22 protein-coding genes and 1 pseudogene are annotated in these 26036 nt (G+C 68.2%); 12 read left to right on the top strand and 11 right to left on the bottom strand.

The genetic code is table 11. The annotated features are described in order from the left end of the window. Positions 1-9: 9 nt before the first annotated feature. Genes HUU96_RS00185 through HUU96_RS00175 form a run of 3 tightly spaced genes read right to left on the bottom strand, consistent with a single transcriptional unit; the run spans position 10 to position 6165 of the window. Positions 10-1671, bottom strand: a complete 1662-nt coding sequence (locus tag HUU96_RS00185) for an efflux transporter outer membrane subunit (protein ID WP_174290841.1) — start codon at positions 1669-1671, stop codon at positions 10-12. Next, on the bottom strand, positions 1671-4982 hold the full coding sequence (locus tag HUU96_RS00180) for an efflux RND transporter permease subunit (protein ID WP_174290840.1): 3312 nt from the start codon (positions 4980-4982) through the stop codon (positions 1671-1673). Before HUU96_RS00180 ends, HUU96_RS00185 begins: the two co-directional genes overlap by 1 nt. A 7-nt stretch (positions 4983-4989) precedes the next feature. Then, entirely contained in the window at positions 4990-6165 is a 1176-nt protein-coding gene (locus HUU96_RS00175; RefSeq protein WP_174290839.1) for an efflux RND transporter periplasmic adaptor subunit, read from the bottom strand. Between the two features lie 252 nt (positions 6166-6417). Between HUU96_RS00175 and rpiA the strand changes: the two genes are divergently transcribed. The 6 genes from rpiA to HUU96_RS00145 are packed head-to-tail and all read left to right on the top strand — an operon-like array spanning position 6418 to position 12949. Beyond that, positions 6418-7104, top strand: a complete 687-nt coding sequence (gene rpiA / locus HUU96_RS00170) for a ribose-5-phosphate isomerase RpiA (protein ID WP_174290866.1) — start codon at positions 6418-6420, stop codon at positions 7102-7104. A 51-nt stretch (positions 7105-7155) separates the two neighbouring features. After that, positions 7156-9237: a transketolase gene (tkt, locus tag HUU96_RS00165; protein WP_174290838.1), complete on the top strand. Its 2082-nt coding sequence runs from the start codon at positions 7156-7158 to the stop codon at positions 9235-9237. Then, on the top strand, positions 9237-10361 hold the full coding sequence (tal, locus tag HUU96_RS00160) for a transaldolase (protein ID WP_174290837.1): 1125 nt from the start codon (positions 9237-9239) through the stop codon (positions 10359-10361). Before tkt ends, tal begins: the two co-directional genes overlap by 1 nt. A gap of 26 nt (positions 10362-10387) precedes the next feature. Next, positions 10388-11374, top strand: coding sequence for a phosphogluconate dehydrogenase (NAD(+)-dependent, decarboxylating) (gene gnd, locus HUU96_RS00155; protein ID WP_174290836.1), 987 nt, complete (start codon positions 10388-10390; stop codon positions 11372-11374). 34 nt (positions 11375-11408) lie between these two features. Continuing rightward, entirely contained in the window at positions 11409-12206 is a 798-nt protein-coding gene (locus tag HUU96_RS00150) for a Cof-type HAD-IIB family hydrolase (RefSeq protein WP_368039717.1), read from the top strand. Then, positions 12203-12949: an HAD-IIB family hydrolase gene (locus HUU96_RS00145; protein WP_174290834.1), complete on the top strand. Its 747-nt coding sequence runs from the start codon at positions 12203-12205 to the stop codon at positions 12947-12949. The genes HUU96_RS00150 and HUU96_RS00145 overlap by 4 nt, the downstream gene beginning before the upstream one ends. A 1-nt stretch (position 12950) precedes the next feature. On the opposite strand, the gene HUU96_RS00140 is transcribed toward HUU96_RS00145, so the two are convergent. From HUU96_RS00140 to HUU96_RS00125, 4 genes are all read right to left on the bottom strand, one after another. Next, the gene (locus tag HUU96_RS00140; protein ID WP_174290833.1) at positions 12951-13679 is read right to left on the bottom strand and encodes an NTP transferase domain-containing protein; all 729 of its coding nucleotides are present in this window, start codon (positions 13677-13679) and stop codon (positions 12951-12953) included. Positions 13680-13683: 4 nt separating this feature from the next. Beyond that, positions 13684-14775 (bottom strand): inositol-3-phosphate synthase, encoded by a 1092-nt coding sequence (locus HUU96_RS00135; RefSeq protein WP_174290832.1) that lies wholly within the window; start codon positions 14773-14775, stop codon positions 13684-13686. Next, on the bottom strand, positions 14775-15653 hold the full coding sequence (locus HUU96_RS00130; RefSeq protein ID WP_174290831.1) for a CDP-alcohol phosphatidyltransferase family protein: 879 nt from the start codon (positions 15651-15653) through the stop codon (positions 14775-14777). Before HUU96_RS00130 ends, HUU96_RS00135 begins: the two co-directional genes overlap by 1 nt. Positions 15654-15718: 65 nt before the next feature. Continuing rightward, positions 15719-17773, bottom strand: coding sequence for an NAD(+) synthase (locus HUU96_RS00125; RefSeq protein WP_174290865.1), 2055 nt, complete (start codon positions 17771-17773; stop codon positions 15719-15721). A gap of 113 nt (positions 17774-17886) precedes the next feature. Between HUU96_RS00125 and HUU96_RS00120 the strand changes: the two genes are divergently transcribed. The 6 genes from HUU96_RS00120 to HUU96_RS00095 all read left to right on the top strand — a co-directional run bounded on the left by HUU96_RS00120 (position 17887) and on the right by HUU96_RS00095 (position 23154). Continuing rightward, positions 17887-18168: a DUF427 domain-containing protein gene (locus HUU96_RS00120; RefSeq protein ID WP_174290830.1), complete on the top strand. Its 282-nt coding sequence runs from the start codon at positions 17887-17889 to the stop codon at positions 18166-18168. A 40-nt stretch (positions 18169-18208) separates the two neighbouring features. Further along, complete coding sequence (gene panB / locus HUU96_RS00115; protein ID WP_174290829.1) at positions 18209-19069, top strand: 3-methyl-2-oxobutanoate hydroxymethyltransferase; 861 nt, start codon at positions 18209-18211, stop codon at positions 19067-19069. An 88-nt stretch (positions 19070-19157) separates the two neighbouring features. Beyond that, the gene (locus HUU96_RS00110; protein WP_254604796.1) at positions 19158-19871 is read left to right on the top strand and encodes a tetratricopeptide repeat protein; all 714 of its coding nucleotides are present in this window, start codon (positions 19158-19160) and stop codon (positions 19869-19871) included. Further along, positions 19868-21196, top strand: a complete 1329-nt coding sequence (locus HUU96_RS00105) for an outer membrane protein assembly factor BamB family protein (protein WP_174290827.1) — start codon at positions 19868-19870, stop codon at positions 21194-21196. The genes HUU96_RS00110 and HUU96_RS00105 overlap by 4 nt, the downstream gene beginning before the upstream one ends. Before the next feature lie 40 nt (positions 21197-21236). Next, positions 21237-22607: a ribosome biogenesis GTPase Der gene (der, locus tag HUU96_RS00100; protein WP_174290826.1), complete on the top strand. Its 1371-nt coding sequence runs from the start codon at positions 21237-21239 to the stop codon at positions 22605-22607. Positions 22608-22716: 109 nt separating this feature from the next. Then, positions 22717-23154, top strand: coding sequence for an Hpt domain-containing protein (locus HUU96_RS00095; RefSeq protein WP_174290864.1), 438 nt, complete (start codon positions 22717-22719; stop codon positions 23152-23154). Between the two features lie 93 nt (positions 23155-23247). Here the strand turns inward: HUU96_RS00095 and HUU96_RS15005 are convergent. From HUU96_RS15005 to HUU96_RS00075, 4 genes and pseudogenes are all read right to left on the bottom strand, one after another. After that, positions 23248-23673: pseudogene (locus HUU96_RS15005) on the bottom strand (DUF418 domain-containing protein); the annotation flags it as partial. Between the two features lie 716 nt (positions 23674-24389). Further along, complete coding sequence (locus tag HUU96_RS00085) at positions 24390-24863, bottom strand: cytidine deaminase (RefSeq protein WP_174290825.1); 474 nt, start codon at positions 24861-24863, stop codon at positions 24390-24392. Beyond that, entirely contained in the window at positions 24860-25528 is a 669-nt protein-coding gene (locus HUU96_RS00080; RefSeq protein WP_254604795.1) for a GH25 family lysozyme, read from the bottom strand. The genes HUU96_RS00085 and HUU96_RS00080 overlap by 4 nt, the downstream gene beginning before the upstream one ends. Continuing rightward, entirely contained in the window at positions 25521-26018 is a 498-nt protein-coding gene (locus HUU96_RS00075; RefSeq protein WP_254604793.1) for a UPF0262 family protein, read from the bottom strand. Before HUU96_RS00075 ends, HUU96_RS00080 begins: the two co-directional genes overlap by 8 nt. Positions 26019-26036: the final 18 nt, after the last annotated feature.

Raw genomic sequence — 26036 nt, 5'->3', positions numbered from 1 at the left:
TCGGGTGGTTCAGGGTCTCGCCGTCGGCCGCGATCCTGGATTGGCTGGGGGCAGCGGGTCCTCGTTCCGGGGAGCGCCGGTCGGAGTGACCGGCTGCGGTCCGTTACGCGCGGCGTCCAGCGTCGCATCGCCGCCCAGCACCCGGTATAGCGTGGCGCGATTGCTGCCGCCGTTGAGCAAGGTCGACACCAGCGTTTGCTGCGAGGTGTAGAGCGTGCGCTGGGCGTCCAGGCTCGACAGGAAGGTGTCGATACCGCCGCGATAGCGGGCGTTGGTGAGGTTCAGCGTGTCCTGCGCCGCGGCAACGCCCTGGCGGTTGGCGCGCAGCTGATCGACCAGCGTGCCCTCGCGGGCCAGTGCGTCGCCGGTCTCCTGAAAGGCGGTCTGGATCGATTTCTCATAGGTCGCCAGGGCCACGTCGCGCTCCGCCCGGGAGTAGCGGACGCCAGCGATGCCCGCGCCGGCGCGGAAGATCGGGTAGCTCACGCTGGGCGACACCGAATAGGTGAACGCGCCGCCGGTGAAGAGCGACGACAAGGCCCCGCTCGCCAGCCCGGCCAGCCCGGTCAGGGAGATGCGCGGCAGCAGCGCCGCCCGCGCCGCGCCGATCTGGGCATTGGCGGCGCGTAGTTGATACTCCGCCTGGACCACGTCCGGCCGGCGCAGCAGGACGGTCGAGTCGAGCCCCGCCGGCAGCGGCGCGATCGTTCCCGACGCCTGCTCGATGTCGGTCGACAACAGCGCCAGGTCGACCGGCGCGCCGACCAGCAGCTGGAGCGCATTGGCGTCCTGCGCCAGCAGGGTACGCTGCTGGGCGAGGTCGGCCTGGGCGGTGGCGAGGATCGACTGCGCCTGGCTGAGGTCGGTGCGCGGGGCGATGCCGCCCTTCAGCCGCGCCTGGGTCAGGCGGACGCTGCTCTGGGCGACATCGGCGGTCTGCTGGGCGACCTTCAACAGCGTCGCGTCGGCGGCATAGGTGAGCCACGCGGTGGCGATGTTGCCGATCAGCGACAGCCGCGTCGCGCGCGCCGCCGCCTCCTGTGCGAAATACAGGTCCTGCTGGGCGCGGGTCAGCGAGCGGACGCGGCCGAACAGGTCCGCCTCGAACGCAGTGACACCGACGTCGAGCAGGAAGGAGTTGCCCGACGTGCTGGTGACGGTGGAGGTGCCCGCCGCGCCGCCGTTGGTCGTACCGGTCCCGGTCGTGCCGCTGCCAGTGCCGCCTGTCCCGATGGTGCCGGTACCCGTTCCCGTCCCGGTGCCGGTTCCACCGGTGCTGCCCGACGAGGCGATCGTCGAGGTGCCGCTGCCGCCGCCGCTGCGGGTATAGCGAGCGGCACCGTCGACCTCGGGCAGCAGGTTGGCGCGCTGGATGCGATATTGCGATCGCGCCGCGGCGATGTTGGCGACGGCGACGCGCAGGTCGCGGTTGTTGACCAGCGCCTGGTCGATGATCTTCTGCAGGCGCTGGTCGAGGAACACCTGCCGCCAGGTCACGCTGGGCAGCGTCGCTTCCGACTGGGCCAGATAGGGATCGCCCTTCGGCCAGGACGGCGGCACCGGCAGGTCCGGGCGGAGATCCTTGGGGGCGAGATTGCACCCCGACGCGGCGAGCGCGATCAGCGCGAGCAGGCCGGCCAGCCGCCATTGGCGCAGGACGGAACGGGGCATCAGCTGGGCTCCGGCGCGGGCAGGGCGGGGGTGGCGGGAGGACCGGCGAGCAGTGGCTGAGGCGGCGTCCCGCCCTGCGGACCGTTATCCCGACCATTGCCGCGATTCTCGCCGTCATCGTCGCCCTGATGGCCGGTCGGTCGCCCGCGCAGCTTGGCGATGCCGTCGCGCACGCCGCGGCGGACCAGGACGAAGAACAGCGGGATGTAGAAGATCGCGAGCACCGTCGCGGTCAGCATCCCGCCGATCACCGCCGTACCGATCGCGATCCGGCTGTTCGCGCCCGCGCCGGTCGAGATCGCCAGCGGCAGCACGCCGAAGATGAAGGCGAAGCTGGTCATCAGGATCGGGCGCAGACGGATGCGGGCCGCCTCCAGCGCCGCCTCGATCACCCGCTTGCCCTGCTTTTCCGCCTGCTCGGCGAACTCGATCATCAGGATCGCGTTCTTCGCGGCGAGGCCCATCGTCGTCAGCAGGCCGATCTGCAGGTACACGTCGTTGGTGAGGCCGCGCAGCGTCACGAACACGATCGCGCCGACCAGCCCGAGCGGGATGATCAACAGCACCGCGACCGGAATCGACCAGCTTTCGTACAGCGCCGCAAGGCACAGGAACACGACCAGCAGCGAAAGGCCGTACAGCACAGGTGCCTGCCCCGAGGAGACATTCTCCTGATAGGACAGCCCGGCGAGCGAGATGCTGGTGCCGGGGATCTGCCCGGCCAGCTTGCGCATCGTCTCCAGCGCCTGGCCGGAGCTGGTGCCGGGCGCGGACTGGCCCTGGAATTCATAGCTCTGGACGCCGTTGAAGCGCGACAGCGATACCGGTGCCTGCCCCCAGTGCGTGGTCGCGAAGGACGAGAACGGCGTCATCTGGTTGGTCGAGCCGCGCACATACCATTGGTTCAGGTCGGACGGCTGCGACCGATACGGCGCATCGCCCTGCACATAGACGCGCTTGACGCGGCCGCGGTCGAGGAAGTCGTTGACGTACGAGCCGCCCCAGGCGGTCGACAGCGTCGCGTTGACGTTCGCCTGGGTCAGGCCGAAGCTCGACAGCTTCTGTGGGTCGACATCGACCTTGAGCGTCGCCACATCGGGCAACTCGGACAGCCGCACCCCGACCAGGCTCTGCTCGCCCGCGGCTGCGGCGAGCAGCTTGTCGCGCGCCGCCTGGAACTTGTCGAGGCTCATCCCCGAACTGTTCTGCAGCTCCACCGTGAAGCCGTTGGACTGGCCGAGGCCGCGGACTGCCGGCGGTGCCAGAGCGTATACCTGAGCGTCGCGAAAATTGGCGAACGCGCCCGAGGCACGCTCGCTGATCGCATCGGCGGTATTGACCTTGCCCTTGCGATCCTTCCAGTTCTTCAGCGCGGTGAAACCAAGGCCGGTATTCTGCCCGCCAGGGCCACCGCCCAGCGTCCGCCCCGCCGACGAGAATACCGCAACTACGTTCTTCTCGCTGTTGAGGTAGTAATGCTCGACCGCCTGCTGCACCTCCTGAGTGCGGTTGAGCGTCGCGCCGGGGGGGAGCTGGAACTGGACCAGGCCGATACCCTGATCCTCGGTCGGTAGGAACGCGGTCGGCAGCCGCAGGAACAGGATCGCCAGCAGCGCCACCACGCCGGCATAGATCAGCAGGAACAGCCATTTGCGGTCGATCGCCGTCTTGACAGTGGCCGTGTAGCGCTCGATCCCCTTGTCGAAGGTCGTGTTGAACTTGTCGCGGCCGGTCGCCACCCACTGCGCGGCGCGGGGGAAGCGGCGCCCCGCCCAGCTTTGCTGCACCCCGTCGCCGTCGAGCTGCTTCTGTTTGAGGAGGTGGGCGGTCAACGCCGGCGTCAGGATCAGTGCGACCATCACCGACAGGATCATCGCCGACACGATCGTCAGGGAGAACTGGCGGTAGATCACGCCGGTCGAGCCGCCGAAAAACGCCATCGGCAGGAACACCGCCGACAGCACCAGCGCGATCGCGACCAGCGCGACGGTGATCTCGTTCATCGACTCGATGGTGGCGTCCCGCGGGCTCATGTCCGGGTTCTCGTCCATCAGCCGCTCGACATTCTCGACCACGACGATGGCGTCATCGACCAGGAGACCGATGGCGAGGACCAGACCGAACAGGGTCAGCACGTTGATCGAGAAGCCTGCGACATAAAGGATGCCGAAGGTGCCGAGCAGCACCACCGGCACCGCGATCGTCGGGATCAATGTCGCCCGCCAGCTTTGCAGGAATACGAACATGACGATGACGACCAGGATGATCGCTTCGATCAGTGTCTTGACCACCTCTTCGATCGACAGCTTGATGAAGTCGGTAGAGTCGTTGACGAAGGTGTATTGATAGCCTTTGGGGAAGCTCTTGGCCTGATCGGCGACCAGCTGCTTGACGACCTCGGCGGTCTTCAACGCGTCCGAGCCAGGCGCGAGCAATACCGCCAGCCCGGCACCGGGATGACCGTTGATCCGGCTGACCACACCATAGGTCTCCGATCCCAGCTCGATATGGCCAAGGTCACGCAGCCGCACGACAGCACCGTCCGGCTGGGTCTTGACGACGATCTGTTCGAATTGGGCGGGGGTCTGCAGCCGTGATTGTGCGGTGACGGTGGCGTCGAGATACTGGTTCGCGGCCGCCGGCTGCGCGCCAAGTTCACCGGCGGAGACCTCGGTATTCTGCGCGGTTATGGCGGTGGTGACGTCGGACGGCATCAGCTGGTAGGCGAGCAGCTTGTTGGGATCGAGCCAGACGCGCATGGCATATTGCGCACCAAAGACGTTGGTGTCGCCGACGCCCTTGGTGCGGCCGAGCTGGTCCTGCAGGTGCGAGACCAGATAGTCCGACACGTCGCCCGAGTCGGTCTGGTCGCTGGCGTCGTACAGGCCGACGACCAGAAGGAAGTCAGGATTGGATTTCTTGACGATCAGTCCCTGCGACTGGACCTGCTGAGGCAATCGCGCGAGCGCTTGCTGGACTTGGTTCTGGACCTGGACCTGGGCGATATCGGGGTTGACGCCCTTGTTGAAGGTGACGGTGATCACCACCGTGCCGTTGCTCGACGACTGCGACTGGAAATAGAGCAGCCCGTCGATACCGGTCAGCGATTGCTCGATCACCTGCGTCACCGAGTCCTGGACGGTCTGGGCGTTGGCGCCCGGATAGGTGGCGCGGACGGTCACCTGCGGCGGCGCGACATCGGGATATTGCGCGACCGGCAGGCCGATGATCGCGCCCACGCCCGCCAGCATGATGATGATCGCGATCACCCAGGCGAAGATGGGTCGATCGATGAAGATACGGCTCAGCATCGCGGCGTCAGCCTGCCCGGCTCTTGCCGGCCCCTTGCTTGCCACCCTTGCCCGGCGGCGGGGCCTGTACCTTCTGCGGCGTATTGGCCGGCACCGGCTGCACCTGCTGGCCGGGCTTGAGCTTGCCGAGACCCTGGACGATCAGCTTGTCGCCGCGCGCGACGCCGCTGGTCACCACCCAATAGGCACCGTCCGTACGGGTGGTGGTCACCGGCTTCTGCACCGCCTTGTTGCCCGGACCGACGACCATGACCGTGGCGTTGCCCTTCTGATCGCGGCTGACGCCCTGCTGGGGCAGCAGGAAGGCATCATGATTGATCCCTTGCGAGAAGGTCGCGCGCACGAACATGCCTGGTAGCAGCAGCCCCTGCGCATTGGGAAACCGGGCGCGCAGCGTCACGGTGCCGGTGCTCTGGTCGACCAGAGCCTCCGTGAACTCCACCGCGCCGGTCTGGGCATAGTCGCTGCCGTCGTCGAGCTTCAGGTGGACCGCGGCGCTGGTCGCGGTGACCCCGCCCGACGCCAGCGACCGCCGTAGACCAAGCAACGCCGCCGCCGACTGCTGGATATCGACATAGATCGGGTCGAGGCGCTGGATCTGAGCCAACGGGTCGGTCTGGCTGGCCGACACCAGCGCGCCGACGGTGAACAGCGAGCGGCCGATCCGCCCGGTGATCGGGGCCGGCACCGTCGTGAAGTGCAGGTTGAGCCGCGCCGTATCGAGCGCGGCCCGGTTCTGCGCGACCGAGGCGGCGGCCTGGCGCGCGGTCGCGACGGCGTTGGTATAGTCCTGCTTCGACACCGCCTCGATCGCCGCGAGCGGCTTGTAGCGGTCGGCCTGAGTGCGAGTCGCCTCGGCATTGGCCTGCGCGCTGGCAAGGTTGGCCGCGGCCTGGTTGGTGGCGGCGCGATAGGCGCGCGGATCGATCTCGTAGAGCGCCTGCCCCTTGGTCACCAGCGAGCCCTCGGTGAACAAGCGGCGGAAGATCACGCCGCTGACCTGCGGCCGCACATCGGAATTCTCATAGGCGGAAGTGCGCCCGGCCAATTCGGTGGTGAGCGGCGTGTCACTCGGCTGGAGGACGACATAGCCCACTTGCGGTGTGCCCTGGCCCGGCTGCCCGGCACCGCCGCCCTTGGATTGCTTGTCGCCGCCGCCGCTGCACGCGGCCAGAGCCAGCATCGAAACCGCCACGGCACCGCTTGTATATCGTGCCGCAACCGGCCGGTTCGTCCACGTCGCCACGCGCGCTTCACCCTTGATGGCTCGCCGAATGGAGGTCGGCGGGCGATGGTTCGCCAACAGAAGGTCGGCAGGCAGGGGCCTTTAAGCCCGATCAAACACTCGGCGCCACCTTTGTGTTCATATTTTTGTGCAGGTGCGAGAAACCAAATGGCGGGTGCGTTCACGGCGAAGGCTGCTACACGCGCGATCATGCAGGACGACGACAAGCGGGCGGCGGCCCTAGCGGCGGTCGCCGAGGTGCGCGACGACATGCTGGTCGGGCTGGGCACCGGATCGACCGCTTATTGGGCGATCGCGGCGCTTGGCGAGCGGGTCGCGGCCGGGCTGCGGATCAGCGTTGTCGCCACATCGGAGGCGAGCGCGGCACAGGCACGCGACCTTGCCATCCCGCTGCTCGACATGGCCGAGGTCGGCGCGGTCGACCTGACCATCGACGGCGCGGATGAGATCGACGGCCGCTGTTTCGCGATCAAGGGCGCGGGCGGGGCGATGACGCGGGAGAAGATCGTCGCCGCCGCCTCGCGCCGGATGGTGGTGATCGCGGACGGGTCGAAGCGCGTCGAGCGGATCGGCGGCGTGCCGCTGCCAGTCGAGGTGCTGCCCTTTGCGCAGGCGTTCGTCACAGCGCAGTTGAAGGCGCTTCGCGGCCACTCCGTGCTGCGAGAGAAGGACGGTGCGCCCTACCTCACCGACAGCGGCAATTTGGTGCTCGACGTGCAGTTCGCGGCGATGCGCTATCCGGTGTCGCTGGCCAGGAAGCTCGACGCGCTGCCCGGTGTGATCGGCCACGGCCTGTTCCTGCGCGAAGTCGATGCCGCCTATATTGCCGATGGCGGGATCGTTACGACACTGGAACGCTCCCGCTCGCTCGGCTAAGGGGCAACCAGTCGACGCCTGTTGCGTTCAGCCGCAAAGCGAGAACCAGATATGACCGATACCATAACCCCTCCCGCTCCGGCTGGTGTGCACGAGGATGGCAGCCCGGAGCGGCTGGCGATCGACACCATCCGCACGCTGGCGATGGATGCGGTGCAGAAGGCCAACTCCGGCCACCCCGGCACGCCGATGGCGCTGGCACCGGTCGGCTATACGCTTTGGTCGAAGTTCCTGCGCTACGATCCGGCGACGCCTGACTGGCCCAATCGCGACCGCTTCGTGCTGTCGGTCGGGCACGCATCCATGCTGCTCTACAGCCTGATCCATCTCGCCGGCATCGAGGAGATCGACGCCGAGGGGCAGAAGACCGGCAAAGAAGCGGTCAGCATGGAGGACATCGAGCAGTTCCGCCAGCTGTCGTCCAAGACCCCCGGCCACCCCGAATATCGCCACACCACCGGCGTTGAGACCACCACCGGACCGCTCGGCGCGGGCTGCGGCAACTCGGTCGGCATGGCGATCGCGGAACGCTGGCTGGCGGCACGCTACAACAAGCCCGGCTTCGAGCTGTTCGACCATGACGTCTACGTCCTGTGCGGCGACGGCGACATGATGGAGGGGGTGTCGTCGGAGGCGGCGAGCCTTGCCGGGCATCTCAAGCTGTCGAACCTGTGCTGGATCTACGACAGCAACCACATCTCAATCGAGGGGTCGACCGATCTCGCCTTTGACGAGGATGTCGGGCTGCGGTTCGAGGCCTATGGCTGGAACGTCATCCATGTCGACGACGCCAACGACACCGCTGCGCTGACCGCCGCGATCGAGAGCTTCAAGGCGTCCGACCAGCCGACCTTTATCGTCGTCCACTCGGTGATCGGCTGGGGCAGCCCCAAGGCGGGCAGCGAAAAGGCGCATGGCGAGCCGCTGGGCGAGGACAATGTCCGCGCCACCAAGAAGGCCTATGGCTGGCCGGAGGACAAGAGCTTCTACGTTCCCGACGGCGTGGCCGAGCATTTCCGAGAGGCCGTAGCGGGGCGCGGTGCACCGTTGTGTGAGGCATGGCAGACGCTGATTGCCCGCTACAAGGAGCAGTTTCCGGAGGAGGGCAAGCAGCTCGACGGGATGCTCGGCGACGAGTTGCCCGACGGCTGGGACGCCGACATCCCGGTGTTCGAGCCCGACGCCAAGGGCATCGCCAGCCGCGAGTCGTCGGGCAAGGTGCTCAACGCCATCTCGCCGCGACTGCCATGGCTGGTCGGCGGCTCGGCGGACCTGTCGCCCTCGACCAAGACCGACATCAAGGGTCGCGACTCGTTCGAGGCCAACAATTATGGCGGCCAGAACTTCCACTTCGGCGTGCGCGAGCATGGCATGGGGGCGGTGGTCAACGGCATGTCGCTGTCGCACCTCAAGGCGTACGGCTCCACCTTCCTGGTGTTCCTCGATTACATGCGGCCGCCGGTACGGCTGGCGGCGATCATGGAGCTGGGCTCGACATTCGTCTTCACGCACGATTCGATCGGCGTCGGCGAGGACGGGCCGACCCACCAGCCGATCGAGCAGATGGCGATCCTGCGCTCGACTCCGGGCCTCGACACCATCCGCCCAGGCGACGCCAACGAGGTCGCGGAGGCGTGGCGCTGCATCGTCACCACCGGCAATCGCCCGGCGGCGCTGATCCTGTCGCGCCAGGCGCTGCCGACGCTCGACCGCGAGAAATACGCCTCGGCCAAGGGGCTGGCGAAGGGCGGCTACGTCCTGGCCGATTGTGACGGCGATCCCGAGGTGATCCTGATCGCCACCGGCAGCGAGATGTCGCTGGTCGTCGACGCGCACGAGCAGCTGATCGCCGACGGGGTGAAGAGCCGCGTCGTGTCGCTGCCGAGCTGGTATCGCTACGAGCTGCAGGACGACGACTATAAGGAAAGCGTCCTGCCCAAGGCGGTGACCGCCCGCGTCGCGGTGGAGATGGCGGGCGAGCTGGGCTGGGATCGCTATGTCGGCAATGTCGGCGTGGCGATCACCATGTCGAGCTTCGGCGCGTCGGCGCCGATCAAGAAGCTGCAGGACAAATACGGCTTCACCGTCGACAATGTCGTCAAGGTCGCCAAATCATTGATGGAGAAGAAGTGATGGGCCGGCTCAACGATCTCAAAGCGCAGGGCCAGGCGGTGTGGCTCGACTTTGTCGACCGCAAGTTCCTGAACGAGGGCGGCCTCAAGAAGCTGGTCGAAGAGGATGGCCTGACCGGCGTCACCTCCAACCCGTCGATCTTCGAAAAGGCGATGGGCCATGGCGACGCCTATGACGACAGCCTCGCCAATTACGACAAGCAGCATCCCGGCGCGGCGACGATCGACCGCTACGAGGCGCAGGCGGTCGAGGACATTCAGGTCGCGGCCGACACGCTGCGCCCGGTCTATGACAAGCTCGACGGCAAGGACGGCTATGTCAGCCTGGAGGTGTCGCCCTACATCGCCGACGACACCGACGCCGCGATCAGCGAGGCGCAGAAGCTGTGGGCGATGGTCGACAAGCCGAACCTGATGATCAAGATACCCGGCACGCTGGCGGGGGCGCCGGCGATCAGCGCGACGATCGCGCAGGGGATCAACGTCAACGTCACGCTGCTGTTCGCGCTCGACGCCTATATCCGCGTCGCCGAGGCCTATGCGACGGGGCTGGAGGAGCGGGTGCGGCAAGGCCAGCCGATCGACCGCATCGCGAGCGTCGCCAGCTTCTTCGTCAGCCGCATCGATGGCAGCATCGACAAGGAGATCGACCGCCGCGTCGGCGAGAACGATCCGGAGAGCGAGGCGCTGAAGGCGGTGCGCGGCAAGGTTGCGATCGCCAACGCCAAGCTGGCGTACCAGTGGTTCCTCGACTTCGAGAAGTCCGAGCGCTGGCAGGCGCTGGCCGCCAAGGGCGCGCAATCGCAGCGCTTGTTGTGGGCGTCGACCGGGACCAAGGACAAGGCCTACCCGGACACGCTGTATGTCGATTCGCTGATCGGCCGCGACACGGTCAACACCATGCCACCGACGACGATGGACGCGTTCCGCGAACGCGGCACGGTGGCGGCGGCGCTGGTCGAGGGTGTGGACGAGGCCAAGCACGTTCTGGCCGAGGCCGAGCGGCTGGGGCTGAAGCTGACCGGCGTTACCGACACGCTGGTCCTCGAAGGCGTCGCCTCGTTCGCGAAGGCGTTCGACGACCTGCTCGGCGCGCTTGCCGCGAAACAGCCGGCGCACGCCTGAACCCTACGCAGACTACGGAGACCCGCATGAAGATCGGAATGATCGGCCTTGGCCGGATGGGGGCGGGCATCGTCCGCCGGCTGATGCGCGCCGGGCATGAGGCGGTGGTCTTTGACCGCGATGCCGAGACGGTCGCCAAGCTGGTCGGCGAGGGCGCACAAGGGGCCGAGTCGCTCAAGGACATGGCGGCGAAGCTGGACACGCCGGCGATCTGGTGGGTGATGCTGCCCGCCGGCGATCCGACCGAGGAGACGATCACCACCATCACCGAGCACGCCCGCGAAGGCGACATCATCATCGACGGCGGCAACACCTTCTACAAGGACGACATTCGCCGTGCCAAGGCGCTGCGCGACCATGGCGTGCGCTATGTCGATGTCGGCACCTCTGGCGGCGTCTGGGGGCTGGAACGCGGCTATTGCATGATGATCGGCGGCGACAAGGATGCGGTCGACCTGCTCGATCCGATCTTCGACGCGCTGGCGCCAGGGCTCGGCAGCATCCCGCGCACTCCCGAGCGTCAGGACAAGCCGGAGGACGACCCCCGCGCCGAAAAGGGCTATATCCATGCCGGTCCCGCTGGTGCCGGCCATTTCGTCAAGATGATCCACAACGGCATCGAATATGGCCTGATGCAGGCCTATGCCGAGGGCTTCGACATCCTCAAGGGTAAGTCGTCCGACAAGCTGCCCGAGGATCAGCGCTTCGACCTCAACCTGACCGATATCGCCGAGGTGTGGCGGCGCGGCAGCGTGATCTCCTCGTGGCTGCTCGACCTCACCGCTTCCGCGCTCGCCAAGGACCAGATGCTGGAGCGTTTCACCGGCAAGGTCGCCGATTCGGGTGAGGGCCATTGGACGGTCGAGGCAGCGATGGAGGAAGCGGTGCCGGCGCACGTCCTCACCACCGCGCTGTTCGCGCGCTATCGCAGCCGCGTCGACCATGTGTTCGGCGACAAGGTGTTGTCGGCGATGCGCTTCGGCTTTGGCGGGCATGTCGAGATGCCGCAATGATCCGGCTGGCGTAATGAACCCTTTGCGATTGCTGGTGTCCGATGTCGACGGGACGCTGGTCGACAAGGCGAAGAAGCTGACCCCCGCCACCGCCGATGCCGTGCAGCGGCTGACGGCAGCGGGGTGCGGCTTCACCATCATCAGCGCGCGGCCGCGATCGGGGATGATACCGATCGCCGACACGCTGGGCCTCGATGGGCCGATGGGGGCGTTCAACGGCGGCCTGGTGTTCCACCGCGACGGGCGGGTCGACGAGCACCACGTCATTGATCCGCAGGCGGCGCGCGGCGTCTTCGCGATCGTCGACGGCGCGGCGGTCGATCGCTGGGTGTTCGCCGATGACCGCTGGTACGCCTCGACCGACCAGGGCGTGCATGTCGAGCATGAGCGGATCGCCTCCAACCAGGCGCCGGTGGTGCAGGACGCGTTCGACGACCTGCTCGACCATGCCGACAAGATCACCTTCGTCAGCGACGATCCGGCCCTGCTGGCAGGATTGCTGGAACAGTGCCGGACTGCCTTCGGCGATCGCGCGACCATAGCCCAGTCGCAGACCTATTATCTCGACGTGACCGCGTTGCAGGCCAACAAGGGCGACGGCATCGTCGCGCTGGCCGCAGCGATGGGTGTCGACCTGGCCGAAACCGCCGCGATCGGCGACCAGGCGAATGACCTGCCGATGCTGGCGCTGACCGGCTATGCGGTGGCGATGGGCAATGCCCCCGCGCACGTCCAGGCTGCCGCCGATGCGGTCACTGCCGGCAACGACGCCGACGGCGTTGCCCACGCCATCGACACCCTGATCCTTCCTCGCATCGGAGCACCCGCATGAAGCAACTGGTCGCGTTCGACCTCGACGGCACCCTGGCGGAGAGCAAGGGCCAGTTGCAGCCACCAATGCAGGAGGCGCTGGCCAACCTGCTCGACGTCGCCGATGTGGCGGTGATCTCGGGAGGCGACTGGCCGCAGTTCGAGAAGCAGGTGGCGAGCCGGATGCTGCCGCGCGCCAACCTCCATCGGCTGTGGCTGATGCCGACGACGGGGACCAAGCTCTACACCTTTGACGAACGCGGCTGGCATCCGGTCTATGCCGAGCTGTTCGAGGACGAGACCAAGAAGAAGATCCTGGAGGCGTTCGATGCCAGCCTGGAGGCGACCGGGTTCAAGCCCGAGCAGACCTGGGGCGACCTGGTCGAGGATCGCGGCAGCCAGATCACCTTCTCCGCGCTCGGCCAGCAGGCTCCGATCAAGGAAAAGGAGCATTGGGATCCGGATTTCGCGAAGCGCAAGGTCATCCAGGCCGACCTGAAGCAGCGGCTGCCGGGCCTGTCGATCAACATGGGCGGCGCGACCTCGATCGACATTACCCGCGAGGGCGTCGACAAAGCGTACGGTTTGAAGAAGTTGCGCGACGCGAGCGGCATCGCGCTGGAGGCGATGATGTTCCTGGGCGACGCGATCTTCCCGGGCGGCAACGACTATCCGGCCAAGGAGCTGGGCCTCGACACGGTGCGGGTGCGCGATCCACAGGAGACCGAGTCGGTCATCGCCGGGATCGTCGCCTGCCTGAAATGAGCTATCCCGCCGCCACGGCGCGGCGGGGCAGTGCGGTCTGCGCCAGCCACGCCTCGGCGTGACGCAGCGCGGCGGCGTCGTCGACATCGATCCAGTCGAGGTCGCTGCAATCGACGACCCGCGCGCGCCCCTGCACCGCCAGCATCCGCACTCCCTCGGTCAGCGACGGATCGGCGAGCTTGGCCAGCGCCTCGAACAGTGGCGTGCCGATCGCGAAGACGCCGGTGTCGTAGCAATCGTGCGGCACCATCTCCTTGCCGATGGCGGTGATCCGCTCGCCGCGGGTAGCGACACAGGTCACGTCCAGCGGATCGACCCAGGGATGCCCCAGCCGCCGATCGATGCCGAGCCGGAGACCGTCGCCCGCCCCCACTCGCGCCAATCGCGCATAGAGCGCCGGCTCGACAAGGTGGTCGCACATCAGCAGGAGCGCGGGCGCGCCGACCAGCAGCGGTGCGGCCGCCAGCGCCGATACGCCATTGGGGCGGCGAGGATCGCTGCGCACCGTCTCGACCGCGATCGGCAGCGACGAGGTGGCAAGATGCGCCTCGATCGCGTCCCCGCCATAGCCCAGCACCAGCACCGCGCGGGTAATCCCGGCCTCCGCCAGCCCGGTTAGCGCGTGATCCAGCAACGTCCGCTCGCCGACGACGCACAGTGGTTTAAAGGGCGTGGTGTCGCGCAGCCGGGTGCCTTCGCCAGCCGCCAGGATGATCGCGGTGTCGATCATCGCCTCAGGCAGCCCTGATGAACTCCTCGACCGCCTCATGCGCGAGGTCGTCGGTCATCTGGGTACGGGGATGCTTGCAGAAATAAGCGCTGGCGGGGTCGACGACGCCCTTGAGGCCACGGTCGCGCGCGATCTTGGCGCAGCGGATCATGTCGATCGCGACGCCGGCCGAATTGGGGCTGTCCTCGACCGACAGCCGCAGCTCCAGGTTCATCGGCACGCCGCCGAACAGCTGCCCCTCCATGCGCAGGAAGCAGACCTTGTTGTCGTTCTGCCACGGCACGTAGTCGCTGGGGCCGATATGGACGTTGTCGTCGTCGAGCCGCTCCGCCGTCACCGACTGCACCGCTTCGGTCTTGCTGATCTTCTTCGACTCGAGGCGGCGATGGTTTGACATGTTGAGGAAGTCGGTGTTGCCGCCGGTGTTGAGCTGGTAGGTGCGGTCGAGCTTCACGCCGCGCTTGGCGAACAGGTCGGTCAGCACGCGATGGACGATGGTGGCGCCCAGCTGCGCCTTGATGTCGTCGCCGATGATCGGCACGCCGGCATCCTCGAACCGCTTCGCCCATTCGGGGTTGGACGCGATGAAGACCGGGATATTGTTGACGAAGGCCACGCCCGCTTCGAGCGCGCACTCGGCATAGAATTCGGTCGCCTTCTGGCTGCCGACCGGCAGGTAGTTCATCAGCACGTCCGCGCCCGACGCCTTCAACTCGGCGACGACATCGGCCTTGGTCGGCTGAGCGTCGTTGGCGACGATGAAGGTGCGGTCGTCCTTGTAATCGGCCATGTGCTCGGCGACGCCGTCGAGCACCGCACCCATCTTCACCACCGTGCCGGTCGCCGGTATCGTCGCCGCGAAGACGGCGGTGCAGTTGGGCTTGGCGAAGATCGCCTCCGCCACATCGCTGCCGACCTTGCGCCGGTCGACGTCCCACGCCGCCACGACCTTGATGTCCGAGGGCTTATAGCCGCCCACTTCCCAGTGCATCAGGCCGACCATGTCGTTCGCGCCTTCGCGGTAATGTTCCAGGCCCTGCACCAGCGAGCTGGCGCAGTTGCCGATGCCGACGATGGCGATGCGGATGGCAGTCATTAACGGTCCCTTGTTGGCAGGGCGGGCGAAAAGCCGTCGCCGCCCCTGATCGGTGAGGTGGATGACACCAAGCCATGCTCGACGCGGCGGTGAAGGGCCAGCCCCACCGCCGTTACGGCCGACAAAGCTACGATCTCCGCCCACCAGAAGATGCGCGGATTGCCCGCCAGACAGGCGATGGCGATCAGCGCGACGCGGACATTGGCGCTGAGCAGCGACTGCACGCGCATCGCCGGCACCGCGCGCCGGGCATAGCGGGTGGCGAGCACCAGTGGGCGCGGCTGCCGCGCCAGCAGCCGCTCGAATGGCAGGCCCAGCCGGTCCGGTGCCCCGGCCAGCCGATCATAGCCGCGCATCAACAGCGGCGCATCGGCGCTCGGATAGACCGGCGTCGGCGCGGCGACCCCGCGCACGCGGCGGTGAAAGCGGGCCCGCTCGCCCTCGTACAGGCTCGACTGGCCGATATGGGCCGCGCCGGCAAGGACCGCCAGCATCCAGCCCTCGCCGGTGCCGATCGACAGCGCCATCGCGACATAGATCAGGATAAAGACGCCATGGTCGCACAGCCCGTCGAGGAAGCGGCCCAGCGGGCTGGCCGTGCCGGTCGCGCGCGCGACCATGCCGTCGAGCCCGTCGGCGATCAGCCAGGCGACCGAGAGCGCGAAGCCGAGCAACACCTCGACCGCGCTGGTCCAATGAGCATAGCAAAGCGCCGCGCCGATGCCCAATGCCAGACCGGCAAGCGACACCGCGTTGGCCGAGATACCGGCAGCGACGGCAGGAGCTAGGAGGGCACGGGCCGCTGGATGGATCAGCCAGAGGTTGGTCGGGTCCTCGATCCGGCGGTCGCGCGATCCATCCGGAGGAGGAGCTGTCATGACCACGTCATGATGCGCCGGGAGCGGCGGCGATGCAAGCCGGGACAGCGGGTTGCGCCGTGTATTCATGGCGTGTTCACCCGCAGCTCATCGCGCCAGACGTCCGCTTTCCCATCGGCAGGCGCGCGCCAGTCGCCCCGCGGCGACAGCGCGCCGCCGGCCGAAACCTTTGGTCCGTTGGGAAGCGCGGAACGCTTGAACTGGCTGGTCGCGAAGAAGCGCAGCAGGAATTTGTCGAGCCAGCCGACGATGGTCGGCAGGTCATAGGCGACGCGTTTGTCCTTCGGACAATCCTCCGGCCAGCGCCCCGCCGCGGCATCGCGCCAGGCGTGCCAGGCCAGGAAGGCGATCTTCGACGGCGCAAGGCCGTGGCGGATCACATAATGCGCGAAGAAATCGTTGAGCGGGTAAGGCCCGATTGCGCTTTCCGTGCTCTGGATCGCGCCGGCGGCGTCGGCGGGAACCAGCTCGGGCGAGATTTCGGTGGCGACGATCGCCGCCAGGATGGCGTGGGTCGCCTCGTCATACTGGTCGCTGCGGATGCACCAGCGGATCAGGAACTGGATTAGCGTCTTGGGGACGCCGGCGTTGACGCCGTAGTGGCTCATCTGGTCGCCGACGCCATAAGTGCACCACCCCAGCGCCAGTTCGCTCAAGTCGCCGGTGCCGAGCACCAGCCCGCCATGTCGGTTGGCGAGGCGGAACAGGTAATCGGTGCGCAGGCCGGCCTGCACGTTCTCGAAGGTGACGTCGTACACCGGCTCTCCGGCGGCGAAGGGATGGCCGATGTCCGCCAGCATCGTCCGCGCGGCGGGGCGGATGTCGATCTCCTCCGCGGTGACGCCCAGCGCGCGCATCAGCGCCCAGGCGTTGGCCCTCGTCGCCTCGCCGGTGGCGAAGCCGGGCAGGGTGAAGCCGAGGATGTCGGTGCGCGGCCGGCCGAGCCGGTCCATCGCCTTGGCCGCGACGATCAGCGCGTGGGTCGAATCGAGCCCGCCCGACACGCCGATGACCAGCGACGCGCTGCCGGTCGCGGTCAGTCGGGTGGCGAGTGCCTCGACCTGGATGTTGAATGCCTCGTAGCAGTCGGCGTCGCGCTTCGCAGGATCGTTGGGGACAAAGGGGAAGCGGCGGACGGCGCGCTTCAGGCCAATATCCTTCACCGCCGCGTCGTGGTCGAAGGCGATGCGGCGGAAGCTTTTCTCCGGGTCGCCCGCCAACCGCGCGGCGTCGTTGAAGGTGCCGGTGCGCATCCGTTCCTGCTCGATCCGCTCGGCATCGACATCGGCAACCAGCAGCTCGCCGGCGGCGGGGAAGCGGCTCGACTCGGCGATCAGCTCGCCCAGCTCGTGGACCATGCCCTGCCCGTCCCAGGCGAGGTCGGTGGTGCTCTCGCCGGGGCCGGCGGCTGAATAGACATAGGCGCAGGCCGCGCGCGCCGATTGCGACGCCGCCAGCAGCGCCCGCTCGCGCGCCTTGCCGATGACGACGTTGGAGGCCGACAGGTTGCAGCAGATCAGCGCCCCCGCCAGCGCGCCGGCAGTCGACGGCGGGGTAGGGGCCCAATAGTCCTCGCAGATTTCGGCGTGGAAGACGAAATGCTCGTGATCGCTCGCCGCAAACAGCAGGTCGACACCGAAGGGCGCGGTCTGGCCGGCGACGGTGATGTGGCAGCCGCTCTCGATCCCCGCGCCGCTCGCGAACCAGCGCTTCTCGTAATATTCGCGGTAGTTGGGCAGGAAGGTCTTGGGGACGACTCCCCGGATTCGCCCCCGCGCGATCACTACCGCGCAATTGTACAGCCGCCCGTTGCGCGGCAGCGCCGCCCCGACCAGCAGCACCGGCGCCAGCCCGGCGCTCGCCCGTGCTACCTCGCCGATCGCCGCCTCGGTAGCGTGATGCTGCGCCGTCTGCAGATGGAGGTCGTCGATCGCATAGCTGGTCAGGTTCAGCTCGGGATAGACGATCAGGTCGACGCCCTCGGCATTGCCCTGCTCGGCCAGCGCGATCGTCGCGCGGGCGTTGGCGGCGGCGTCGCCGACGGTGGCGCGGGGAGTCGCGGCGGCGACCCGGACGAAGCCGTGACGATGGATCGAGAAGAAGGGGTGGTCGCCGCCCATCGCGGCCTCATAGCGACGCAGGGCGAACCGCGCCACCACGACAGCGGGGGCAGCGTGACGCCGACCCGATACCGGACTAATGCGAGCCGAACCGCTTTGCAGGAGAAATCACTATGCCCACCGCCAGCTGGCACGGCCACGACGTCGCCACGTCCGACGACACGGTCGTCGTCGAGCGCAACCACTATTTCCCCGCCAACAGCATCGACCCGGCGCTGCTGGAAGACAGCGCCACCCGCACCATCTGCCCGTGGAAGGGCACCGCGCATTACAAGACGCTGGTCGTAGACGGCGAACGCAACCCCGACGCGGTCTGGTATTATCCCGATCCCAAGTCGGCAGCGGCGGAGATCAAGGGGCGCTACGCGTTCTGGAAGGGCGTCGCCGTCGCCTGATCGGCTGGCGGCAGGGCTCGCGCGGGTATATCGCGGGGCTATGTCCACCACCTACACGCTCGACACCGCGACCAGCCGCGCGACGCCGACGCCGGCCCCGCTCAAGCGGCTGACGGTGCCGGCGATCCGGCGGCAGAAGGGCGGCACGCCGCTGGTGATGCTGACCGCCTATACGGTGCGCACGGCGCAGCTGCTCGACCCGCATTGCGACCTGCTGCTGGTCGGCGACAGCCTGGGGCAGGTAATCTATGGCCTGCCATCGACGGTGCCGGTGACGCTGGAGATGATGGCGGCGCATGGCGCGGCGGTGGTGCGCGGCAGCTATCATGCGGTGGTGGTGATCGACATGCCGTTCGGCAGCTATGAGGCGTCGCCGGAGCGCGCGTTCGAGAGCGCGGCGTTCCTGCTCAAGCAGACCGGCGCGGCGGCGGTAAAGCTGGAGGGGGGCGAGGCGATGGCATCGACGGTACGCTTCCTGTCCGAGCGCGGCGTACCGGTGATGGGCCATGTCGGCCTGACCCCGCAGGCGGTCAACATGCTGGGCGGCTATGGCGCGCGCGGCCGCACCGAAGCGGAGGCGGACAAGATCGTCGCCGACGCGCAGGCGATCGCCGACGCCGGCGCGTTCGCCATGGTAGTCGAGGGCGTGGTCGAGCCGATCGCGGTGGCGATCACCCGCGCCGTTGCCTGCCCGACGATCGGCATCGGCGCGTCGGCGCAGTGCGACGGGCAGGTGCTGGTCGCCGAGGACATGCTCGGCCTGTTCGAGCGCACGCCGCGCTTCGTCAAGCGCTTCGCGGCGATGGCGGAGCTGATGGGCGAGGCGGCGGCGACCTATGCCGCCGAGGTGCGCGAGCGGCGCTTTCCCGGCCCGGAACAGGTCTACGCCGCCAAGCCCTGACCGCCCCCGGGCGCATCCCTTTCGTTTCGCGGCGTCCCCGGCTAAGGCTGCGCGCTCGCACCTCCCCGCCCGACCGGAGCTATCGCCCTTGGCCGCCAAGCCACCCGTCACGCCGCCCACCGACCAGGCGTTCCTGCGCGAGGTCGACGACGAGCTTCGCCGCGACCAGTTGCTCGGCTTCTGGCGGCGCTGGGGGCGGGCGCTGGTCGCCGCGATCGTCGGCGGGCTGGCGCTGTTCGCCGGCTTCCTGTTCTGGCAGCACCGGCGCGAGGCGGCTGCGGGCAGTCAGGGCGAACAGCTGACCCAAGCCTATGACGCGCTCGGCAATCGCCAGTTCGGCGCGGCCATGCCGCCGCTCGCCGCGCTCGCCGGGTCCAATCGCGACGGTTATCGTGCGATGGCGACATTCAGCCAGGCCGATATCCTGCTCCAGCAGAACAATGCGGCTGGCGCGGCGGCGAAGTTCGCCGGGCTGGCCAGCGATGCCTCGCTCGCCAAGCCGTTCCGCGACCTGGCGCTGATCCGCCAGACCGCGGCAGAATATGACCGGCTGAAGCCGCAAGTGATCGTCGAGCGGCTGCGGCCGCTGGCGGTCGCGGGCAGCCCCTGGCTGGGCAGTGCCGGCGAGCTGCTGGCGGCGGCGTATCTGCGCGAAGGGCGGCGCGACCTTGCGGCGACTCTGTTCGGGCAGATGGCGCAGGGCGACGATGTGCCACCGACGCTGCGTCAACGTGCGGTTCAGATGGCCGGTGTACTTGGCGTCGACACGGCGACGCCCGACGGGGAAGCAAAGGCGAAATGATGAGGAATGTTCGCAGGGCCGCGATGGTCGCCGCGCTGATGGGTCTGAGCGCCTGCGGTATCTTCAAGCACAAGCCCAAGACCACGCCGACGACCGGCAACCGTATCGCCATCCTGGCATCCGAGAACGCCATCGCCGCCGACAAGACGATCGCCGACGTCCAGGTGCTGCTGCCCGCCGCCGAGACCAACGACAGCTGGACCCAGTCGGGCGGCAACGCCGCCAAGTCGATGGGCCACCTGACGCTGGCCGCCAATCCCGAGAGCCGCTGGACCGCGCGGATCGACGGCGGCTCGCCGCGCGAGCGGCTGGCGGCGAGCCCGGTGATCGCCGAGGGCAAGCTGTTCGTGATCGACGTGCAGGCGGTGGTCCATGCCTTTTCCGCCGATGGCGGCACGCCGTTGTGGACGACGTCGCTGTCCGACGACGATCGCAACAGCCGCGCCAAGTTCGGCGGCGGCGTCAGCTATGACGACGGCAAGGTCTATGCCGATGACGGCCTGGGCGACGTGGTCGCGCTGAACGCCGCCGACGGCAAGGAAGCGTGGCGCGCCAAGCCCGGCGGCCCGCTGCGCGGTGCGCCGACCATCGCCAACGGCAACGTCTATGTGCTGAGCCAGGACAACCAGATCTTCGCGCTGGGTGAGGGCGACGGCAAGGTGCAGTGGACCGGCAATGCGACGATCGAGGCGCAGGGCGTGTTCGGCGTCGCCGCGCCGGCCGCCAGCGCCGGGTCGGTGGTCGCCGGCTTCTCCAGCGGCGAGCTCAACGCCTATCGCTACGAGAATGGCCGGGTGCTGTGGCAGGACGCGCTCAGCCGCGCCTCGATCACCACCTCGGTGTCCAGCATCGCCGACATCGACGCCGATCCGGTGATCGACAATGGCCGCGTCTACGCGGTCGGGCAGGGCGGCCGCATGGTCGCGCTGGAGCTGTCGACCGGGCAGCGCCTGTGGGAAGAGAACATCGCCGGCATCTCGACGCCATGGATCGCGGGCGAGTGGCTGTTCGTCGTCACCGACGATGCGCGGCTGATCTGCCTGGCGCGCTCCAACGGCAAGGTGCGCTGGATCGCGCAGCTGCCGCGCTTCACCAATGCCAAGAAGAACAAGGGCGATCAGGTGACGTGGTATGGCCCGGTGCTGGCCGGCGGCAAGCTGGTGCTGACCAACTCGCAAGGGTCGATCGTCTACGCCTCGCCGACCGATGGCAGCGTCGCGGCGACGGTGAAGGTTAAGAAGGCCGCCTTCTCCCAGCCGCCGGTGGTGGCGAACGGGACGCTCTATACGCTCGACGACCGGGGCCGCATCACCGCCTGGAAGTAGCGCGCGTGACGTAGCCGGCGGGGCGGGGTAGGGCATGGCCATGTCCCGCCTCCCCACCGTCGCGATCGTCGGCCGCCCCAATGTCGGCAAGTCGACGCTGTTCAATCGCCTGGTCGGCAAGAAGCTGGCGCTGGTCGACGATCGGCCCGGCGTCACCCGCGACCGGCGCGAGGGCGAGGGGCACCTCGTCGGCCTCGACTTCCGCGTCATCGATACCGCCGGGTACGAGGATCACGACGCCCAGACCCTGCCCGGCCGGATGCGCCTTCAGACCGAGGCGGCGGTGGCGGACGCCGATGTGGCGCTGTTCGTCGTCGACGCGCGCGCCGGCATCGTGCCGCTCGACGAGGAGATCGGCCGCTGGCTGCGCGGCTCGACGACGCCGGTGGTGCTCCTCGCCAACAAGGCGGAAGGGCGCGCCGGCGAGCAGGGCATCCTGGAGGCGCACGCGCTCGGCTTCGGCGATCCGATCGGCTTCTCCGCCGAGCATGGCGAGGGGGTCGTCGACCTGCTGGAGGCATTGCTGCCGCTGATCGGCGATCTGCCGGTCGAAGAGGAGGAACAGCATGACGGCGGCGAGGATGCGCCGCTCAAGCTCGCCATCGTCGGCCGTCCCAATGCCGGCAAGTCGACCCTCATCAACAGGGTGCTCGGCGAGGATCGGCTGATCACCGGGCCGGAGGCGGGAATCACCCGCGATTCGATCTCGATCGACTGGGACTGGCCCAACCCGAAGGGCGGCACCCGCGCGGTGCGGCTGATCGACACTGCCGGGATGCGTAAGCGCGCCAAGGTGCAGGACAAACTGGAGAAGCTGTCGGTCGCCGACGCCCTGCGCGCGATCGACTTCGCCGAAGTGGTGGTGCTGCTGCTCGACGCGACGCTGGGGCTGGAGGCGCAGGACCTGCGCATCGCCGATCGCGTGCTGGAGGAAGGGCGCGCGCTGGTCATCGCGATCAACAAATGGGACGTGGCGGAAGGGCCGTCGTCGCTGTTCAACGGCATCAAGAAGGCGCTGGAGGACGGGCTGAGCCAAGTAAAGGGCGTGCCGCTGCTCACCGTGTCGGCGGCGACCGGGAAGGGGCTGGACGCCATGATCGAGGCGTGTTTCGAGACGCGCTCGGCCTGGTCGAAGCGGGTCGGCACCGGCGAGCTCAACCGCTGGTTCGAGCGGGCGCTCGTCGCCAATCCACCGCCCGCCCCCGGCGGCCGGCGGATCAAGATGCGCTACGTCACTCAGATCAAGACGCGGCCGCCCAGCTTCGTCATCTTCGGCACTCGCGTCGACCAGTTGCCGGCGAGTTACGAGCGCTATCTGGTCAATTCGATGCGCCGTGAACTCGGGTTCGGGGCCGTCCCGGTGCGGCTGACGATGCGCGCGCCCAAGAACCCCTTCGACACCAAGGAATAGCGCTGCGTTCCGCGCCGGATTGGATGTTGCGGGAACGCCTTGTTTACCGGCCCCGCTATACATGGGGACCGGCTTCTCAATGGGCAGCTAAGCCCCGGAGGAAGAGAACGTGTCGTTCGAAGGCAGTACCTTGGTCGATTGGCAGGCCTATGGCCGATCGCGCAGCGAGCTTGGCGCAGGATTCGTGCGCATTCTCGGCTATTTCCGCGAGGACGGCTACAAGTCGGTCGTCGCGCTGGAAGAGGCGATGCGCGCCCATAACGCTCCCGCCATGGTGATCCCCGCGCACACGCTGAAGGGCGAATCGCGTCAGTTCGGGGCGGAGCCGCTCGGCGCGCTGGCCGAGACGATCGAGACGATCGCGCGTGACTGCGTCGAGGCGCAGGACACGCCGGAGAGCGCGCTGGAGCATGTCGCTCAGCTGCGGCCGCTGTTCGAGCGCACGCTGGCGCTGCTGGAGCGCGAGGCGAGCCCGCTGGTCGAGCGTCGCCCGATCGTGGGCGGCGGGTTCGGCCGCAAGGCTCCGGTGCAGTTCGGCCGCGCCTGATCCGGGCGCTTCACCACGCATCGCCTGCAGCCGTCCGCGCGCGAGACTGCGCCACAGCCACTCGAACGGCCCGTAGCGGAACCGGCGCAACCACGGCTCTGACCAGCCGAGGATCAGCAACCAGACGACCAGCACGACCAGGTACAGCGCCGCTCGCGACAGATGCCCGTACCAGCCCAGACCATAGCCATAGAAGAAGGTGGTGCAGAGCAGCGAGGTGGCGAGATAGTTGGTGAACGCCATCCGCCCCGCCGCCTCCAGCCGGCCCGTCAGGCGACCACCGGGCCGGGCGAGCAGCAGGATCAGGCAGGCCCAGCCGACGATCATCACCGGCCGCAGCGGCACCGATAGCACGAGAGTGGCCAGCGCGATCACCTCCATGTCGAAGCCGCTGTGCCACGTCCACCAGGTCAGCGCGGCATAGCCGGGCAGGCCGATGCCGAAGCATACCGCGGCCCAGCGCCGATAGCGCGCTCGCGGCCAGGCACCGGCAAGCAGGCCGCTCTTCAGCGCGGCCATCCCCAGCATCATGTAAGCCAGCGTCTCGGGTCCGACAAAGGCCAGTGTGCGCCACGGCGTCTGGATGGCGTCGGGCCAGCGATAGCCGAATTCAGTGGCATAGCCGCCGCGATAGCCCGCTAGGTCGCGGGCGAGCACGGCCGCGCTCGGCCGGCCGAACGTGTCGACAAAGTCGCGGTAATTGGCAAGGGCGGCAGCGCTCGGATGCGGCGCATGGATCGCCGCGACCGCCATGGCCATCGCGACCGGCAATCCGGCGCAGAGCAACAGCTCGATCGCCAGCAGCAGGGTGGCAAGGATGATCAGCCTGTGCGTCTCCAGCCGGCGCAGGAAGAAGGCGATGGCTCCGACCAGCGCATAATGCTGGAGGATATCGCCCCACCAGACGAGGAACAGATGGGCGATGCCGAACGCCAGCAACCACGCCATGCGGCTGAAATGAACGCGCGCGGCACCGACGCCGGCCGCTTCGGCACGGTCGGTGACGAGCAGCAGCGACGCGCCGAACAGGAACGAGAACAGCCCGCGCATCCGCCCGTCGACCAGCGCCGCGTTGATCGCCCAGGCGGCGGTGTCGAACGGGCCGTGAGCGCCATAGGCGGCGGGGTTGGAATAGGCGGCCTCCGGCATCCCGAACGCGACGATGTTCATCAGCAGGATGCCGAGCACCGCCACGCCGCGGATCAGGTCCAGCGATGCGATCCGACCGGCGGCGATCACCGGCGCGGGACGAGGCCGAGGTCGGCCGGCCCAAAGGCGTCGGGCAGCAGCTGTGACAGGCGATAGCTGACGATCGCCTCGCCCTCAGCACCGCCGCAATGCACCGGGAGGTCGCGGCCGCCGATCTGCGCCGCTTCGTTGAGTATCTGACGGCACCGGCCGCAGGGGCTGACCGGGGTCGCGCCGGTCGCCCGACCCTCCGCGTCCATCGCGCCGCCGATCACCCCAACCGCGACGATGTCGCCCAGCCGTCCCTGCGCGCTCGCCGTCGCGACCGCCACCGTCTCGGCGCAGAGCGACAGGCCGTAGCTCGCATTCTCCATATTGGCACCGGTGATCAGGCTGCCGTCGGTCATCAACAATGCCGCGCCGACCGCGAACCGCGAATAGGGCGCGTGGGCATGGACCGCCGCCGCGCGCGCCGCCGCGACCAGCCGCTGCGCATCGGCGTCGCTCGACCCGTCGCTCATGGTGCGACTACGTCCCAGTTCACCGGCCCCTCGATCCCCCGAACGCGGTGGATGCCCGACGCACGCCATAACCGCCATGGCCGCGCCGCATAGCCGGGCGCGAAGCCGCTGGCCATCGCCCAGATCGGCCGCTCGATCGCGGCGCTCAGCCGGTAGCGCGCCTCCACCGCGCGGCTGACGCGCAGCAGCATCGGCTTGCCGGTATGCGCCTCCACCGTCGTGATGAAGCGCCGCACGTCTGCCACCAGCGTGTCGCGATCGGGCCGCGCCGCACAGTCGTCGCGGAACGACAGGTCGACCGCGGCGGGGAGGGCGTCGCCCGCGGCGGGCACGACCACGTTGAAGGCGTTGGCCTGCGCGCGGGCGGGCCGGCACAGCGAGTAGAGGTGGACCGCGCCGCGCCGCAGCCCCGCCTCGGGCAACGCGCTCCAGTTCGCCTCGAAGCTCGGCTCGCGATCGGTGCCCGCGGTCGCGACCTGATAGGCGAAGTCGGCTCCGGCGGCGCGGACCGTCGGCCATTCCGCCGCCGGCGGGTTCTCGCCGAGGTCGAGCCCTTGCAGCGGATAAGTCCGCTTCGACGGTGTCCAGGCGGTGGCGAACTGCCAGCCGCCGATCACCGCCATTCCCGCCAGCGCCAGCAACGCCGCCATTCCCAGCCTAGCCACGAATGTGCAGCACACAAATAAGCGTGAACAACCGCCGCGCAGTGTCGAAATCGACCTCGATCTTGCCCGCCAGCCGCTCCTGGAGCATCGTCGCGGCGTCGTCATGCAGGCCGCGGCGGGCCATGTCGATCGTCTCGATCTGTTGCGGGGTGCTGGCGCGGATCGCCTGGTAATAGCTGTCGCAGATCGCGAAATAGTCCTTGATCGCCCGGCGGAACCGGCCGAGCGCCAGCACCAGCGTCTCCAGGTGGCTGCCGTCCTCGCGATACAGGTGCAGCCCCAGCCGCCCTTCCTCCGACTCAAGCTTGAGCCGATAGGGGCCGGCATAACCGTCGGCATGGACCCGCACCGGCGCGAACGAGTTGCCTTCGATCAGGTCGAAGATCGCGATCCGCCGCTCCTGCTCGACATCGGCCGAGCGCCAGCCGAGGCTGTGCTCGTCCAGCTCGACATGGCTGATGCGCCGATCCGCTTTCCGGGTGTCCGCCACCGACGCGGGATAGCTCTG

The sequence above is a fragment of the Sphingomonas bacterium genome, assembly GCF_903644135.1.
GTDB lineage: Bacteria > Pseudomonadota > Alphaproteobacteria > Sphingomonadales > Sphingomonadaceae > Sphingomonas.
The sequence above is the reverse complement of the archived record's forward strand: the minus strand, read 5'-3'. Positions and strand labels throughout refer to the sequence as shown.

Excerpts from the sequence above, each read along its gene's own strand:
- HUU96_RS00185 (WP_174290841.1), bottom strand. The coding sequence starts at position 1,671 with ATGCCCCGTTCCGTCCTGCGCCAATGGCGGCTGGCCGGCCTGCTCGCG.
- HUU96_RS00180 (WP_174290840.1), bottom strand. The coding sequence starts at position 4,982 with ATGCTGAGCCGTATCTTCATCGATCGACCCATCTTCGCCTGGGTGATC.
- HUU96_RS00175 (WP_174290839.1), bottom strand. The coding sequence starts at position 6,165 with ATGCTGGCTCTGGCCGCGTGCAGCGGCGGCGGCGACAAGCAATCCAAG.
- rpiA (WP_174290866.1), top strand. The coding sequence starts at position 6,418 with ATGCAGGACGACGACAAGCGGGCGGCGGCCCTAGCGGCGGTCGCCGAG.
- tkt (WP_174290838.1), top strand. The coding sequence starts at position 7,156 with ATGACCGATACCATAACCCCTCCCGCTCCGGCTGGTGTGCACGAGGAT.
- tal (WP_174290837.1), top strand. The coding sequence starts at position 9,237 with ATGGGCCGGCTCAACGATCTCAAAGCGCAGGGCCAGGCGGTGTGGCTC.
- gnd (WP_174290836.1), top strand. The coding sequence starts at position 10,388 with ATGAAGATCGGAATGATCGGCCTTGGCCGGATGGGGGCGGGCATCGTC.
- HUU96_RS00145 (WP_174290834.1), top strand. The coding sequence starts at position 12,203 with ATGAAGCAACTGGTCGCGTTCGACCTCGACGGCACCCTGGCGGAGAGC.
- HUU96_RS00140 (WP_174290833.1), bottom strand. The coding sequence starts at position 13,679 with ATGATCGACACCGCGATCATCCTGGCGGCTGGCGAAGGCACCCGGCTG.
- HUU96_RS00135 (WP_174290832.1), bottom strand. The coding sequence starts at position 14,775 with ATGACTGCCATCCGCATCGCCATCGTCGGCATCGGCAACTGCGCCAGC.
- HUU96_RS00130 (WP_174290831.1), bottom strand. The coding sequence starts at position 15,653 with ATGACAGCTCCTCCTCCGGATGGATCGCGCGACCGCCGGATCGAGGAC.
- HUU96_RS00125 (WP_174290865.1), bottom strand. The coding sequence starts at position 17,773 with ATGGGCGGCGACCACCCCTTCTTCTCGATCCATCGTCACGGCTTCGTC.
- HUU96_RS00120 (WP_174290830.1), top strand. The coding sequence starts at position 17,887 with ATGCCCACCGCCAGCTGGCACGGCCACGACGTCGCCACGTCCGACGAC.
- panB (WP_174290829.1), top strand. The coding sequence starts at position 18,209 with ATGTCCACCACCTACACGCTCGACACCGCGACCAGCCGCGCGACGCCG.
- HUU96_RS00105 (WP_174290827.1), top strand. The coding sequence starts at position 19,868 with ATGATGAGGAATGTTCGCAGGGCCGCGATGGTCGCCGCGCTGATGGGT.
- der (WP_174290826.1), top strand. The coding sequence starts at position 21,237 with ATGTCCCGCCTCCCCACCGTCGCGATCGTCGGCCGCCCCAATGTCGGC.
- HUU96_RS00085 (WP_174290825.1), bottom strand. The coding sequence starts at position 24,863 with ATGAGCGACGGGTCGAGCGACGCCGATGCGCAGCGGCTGGTCGCGGCG.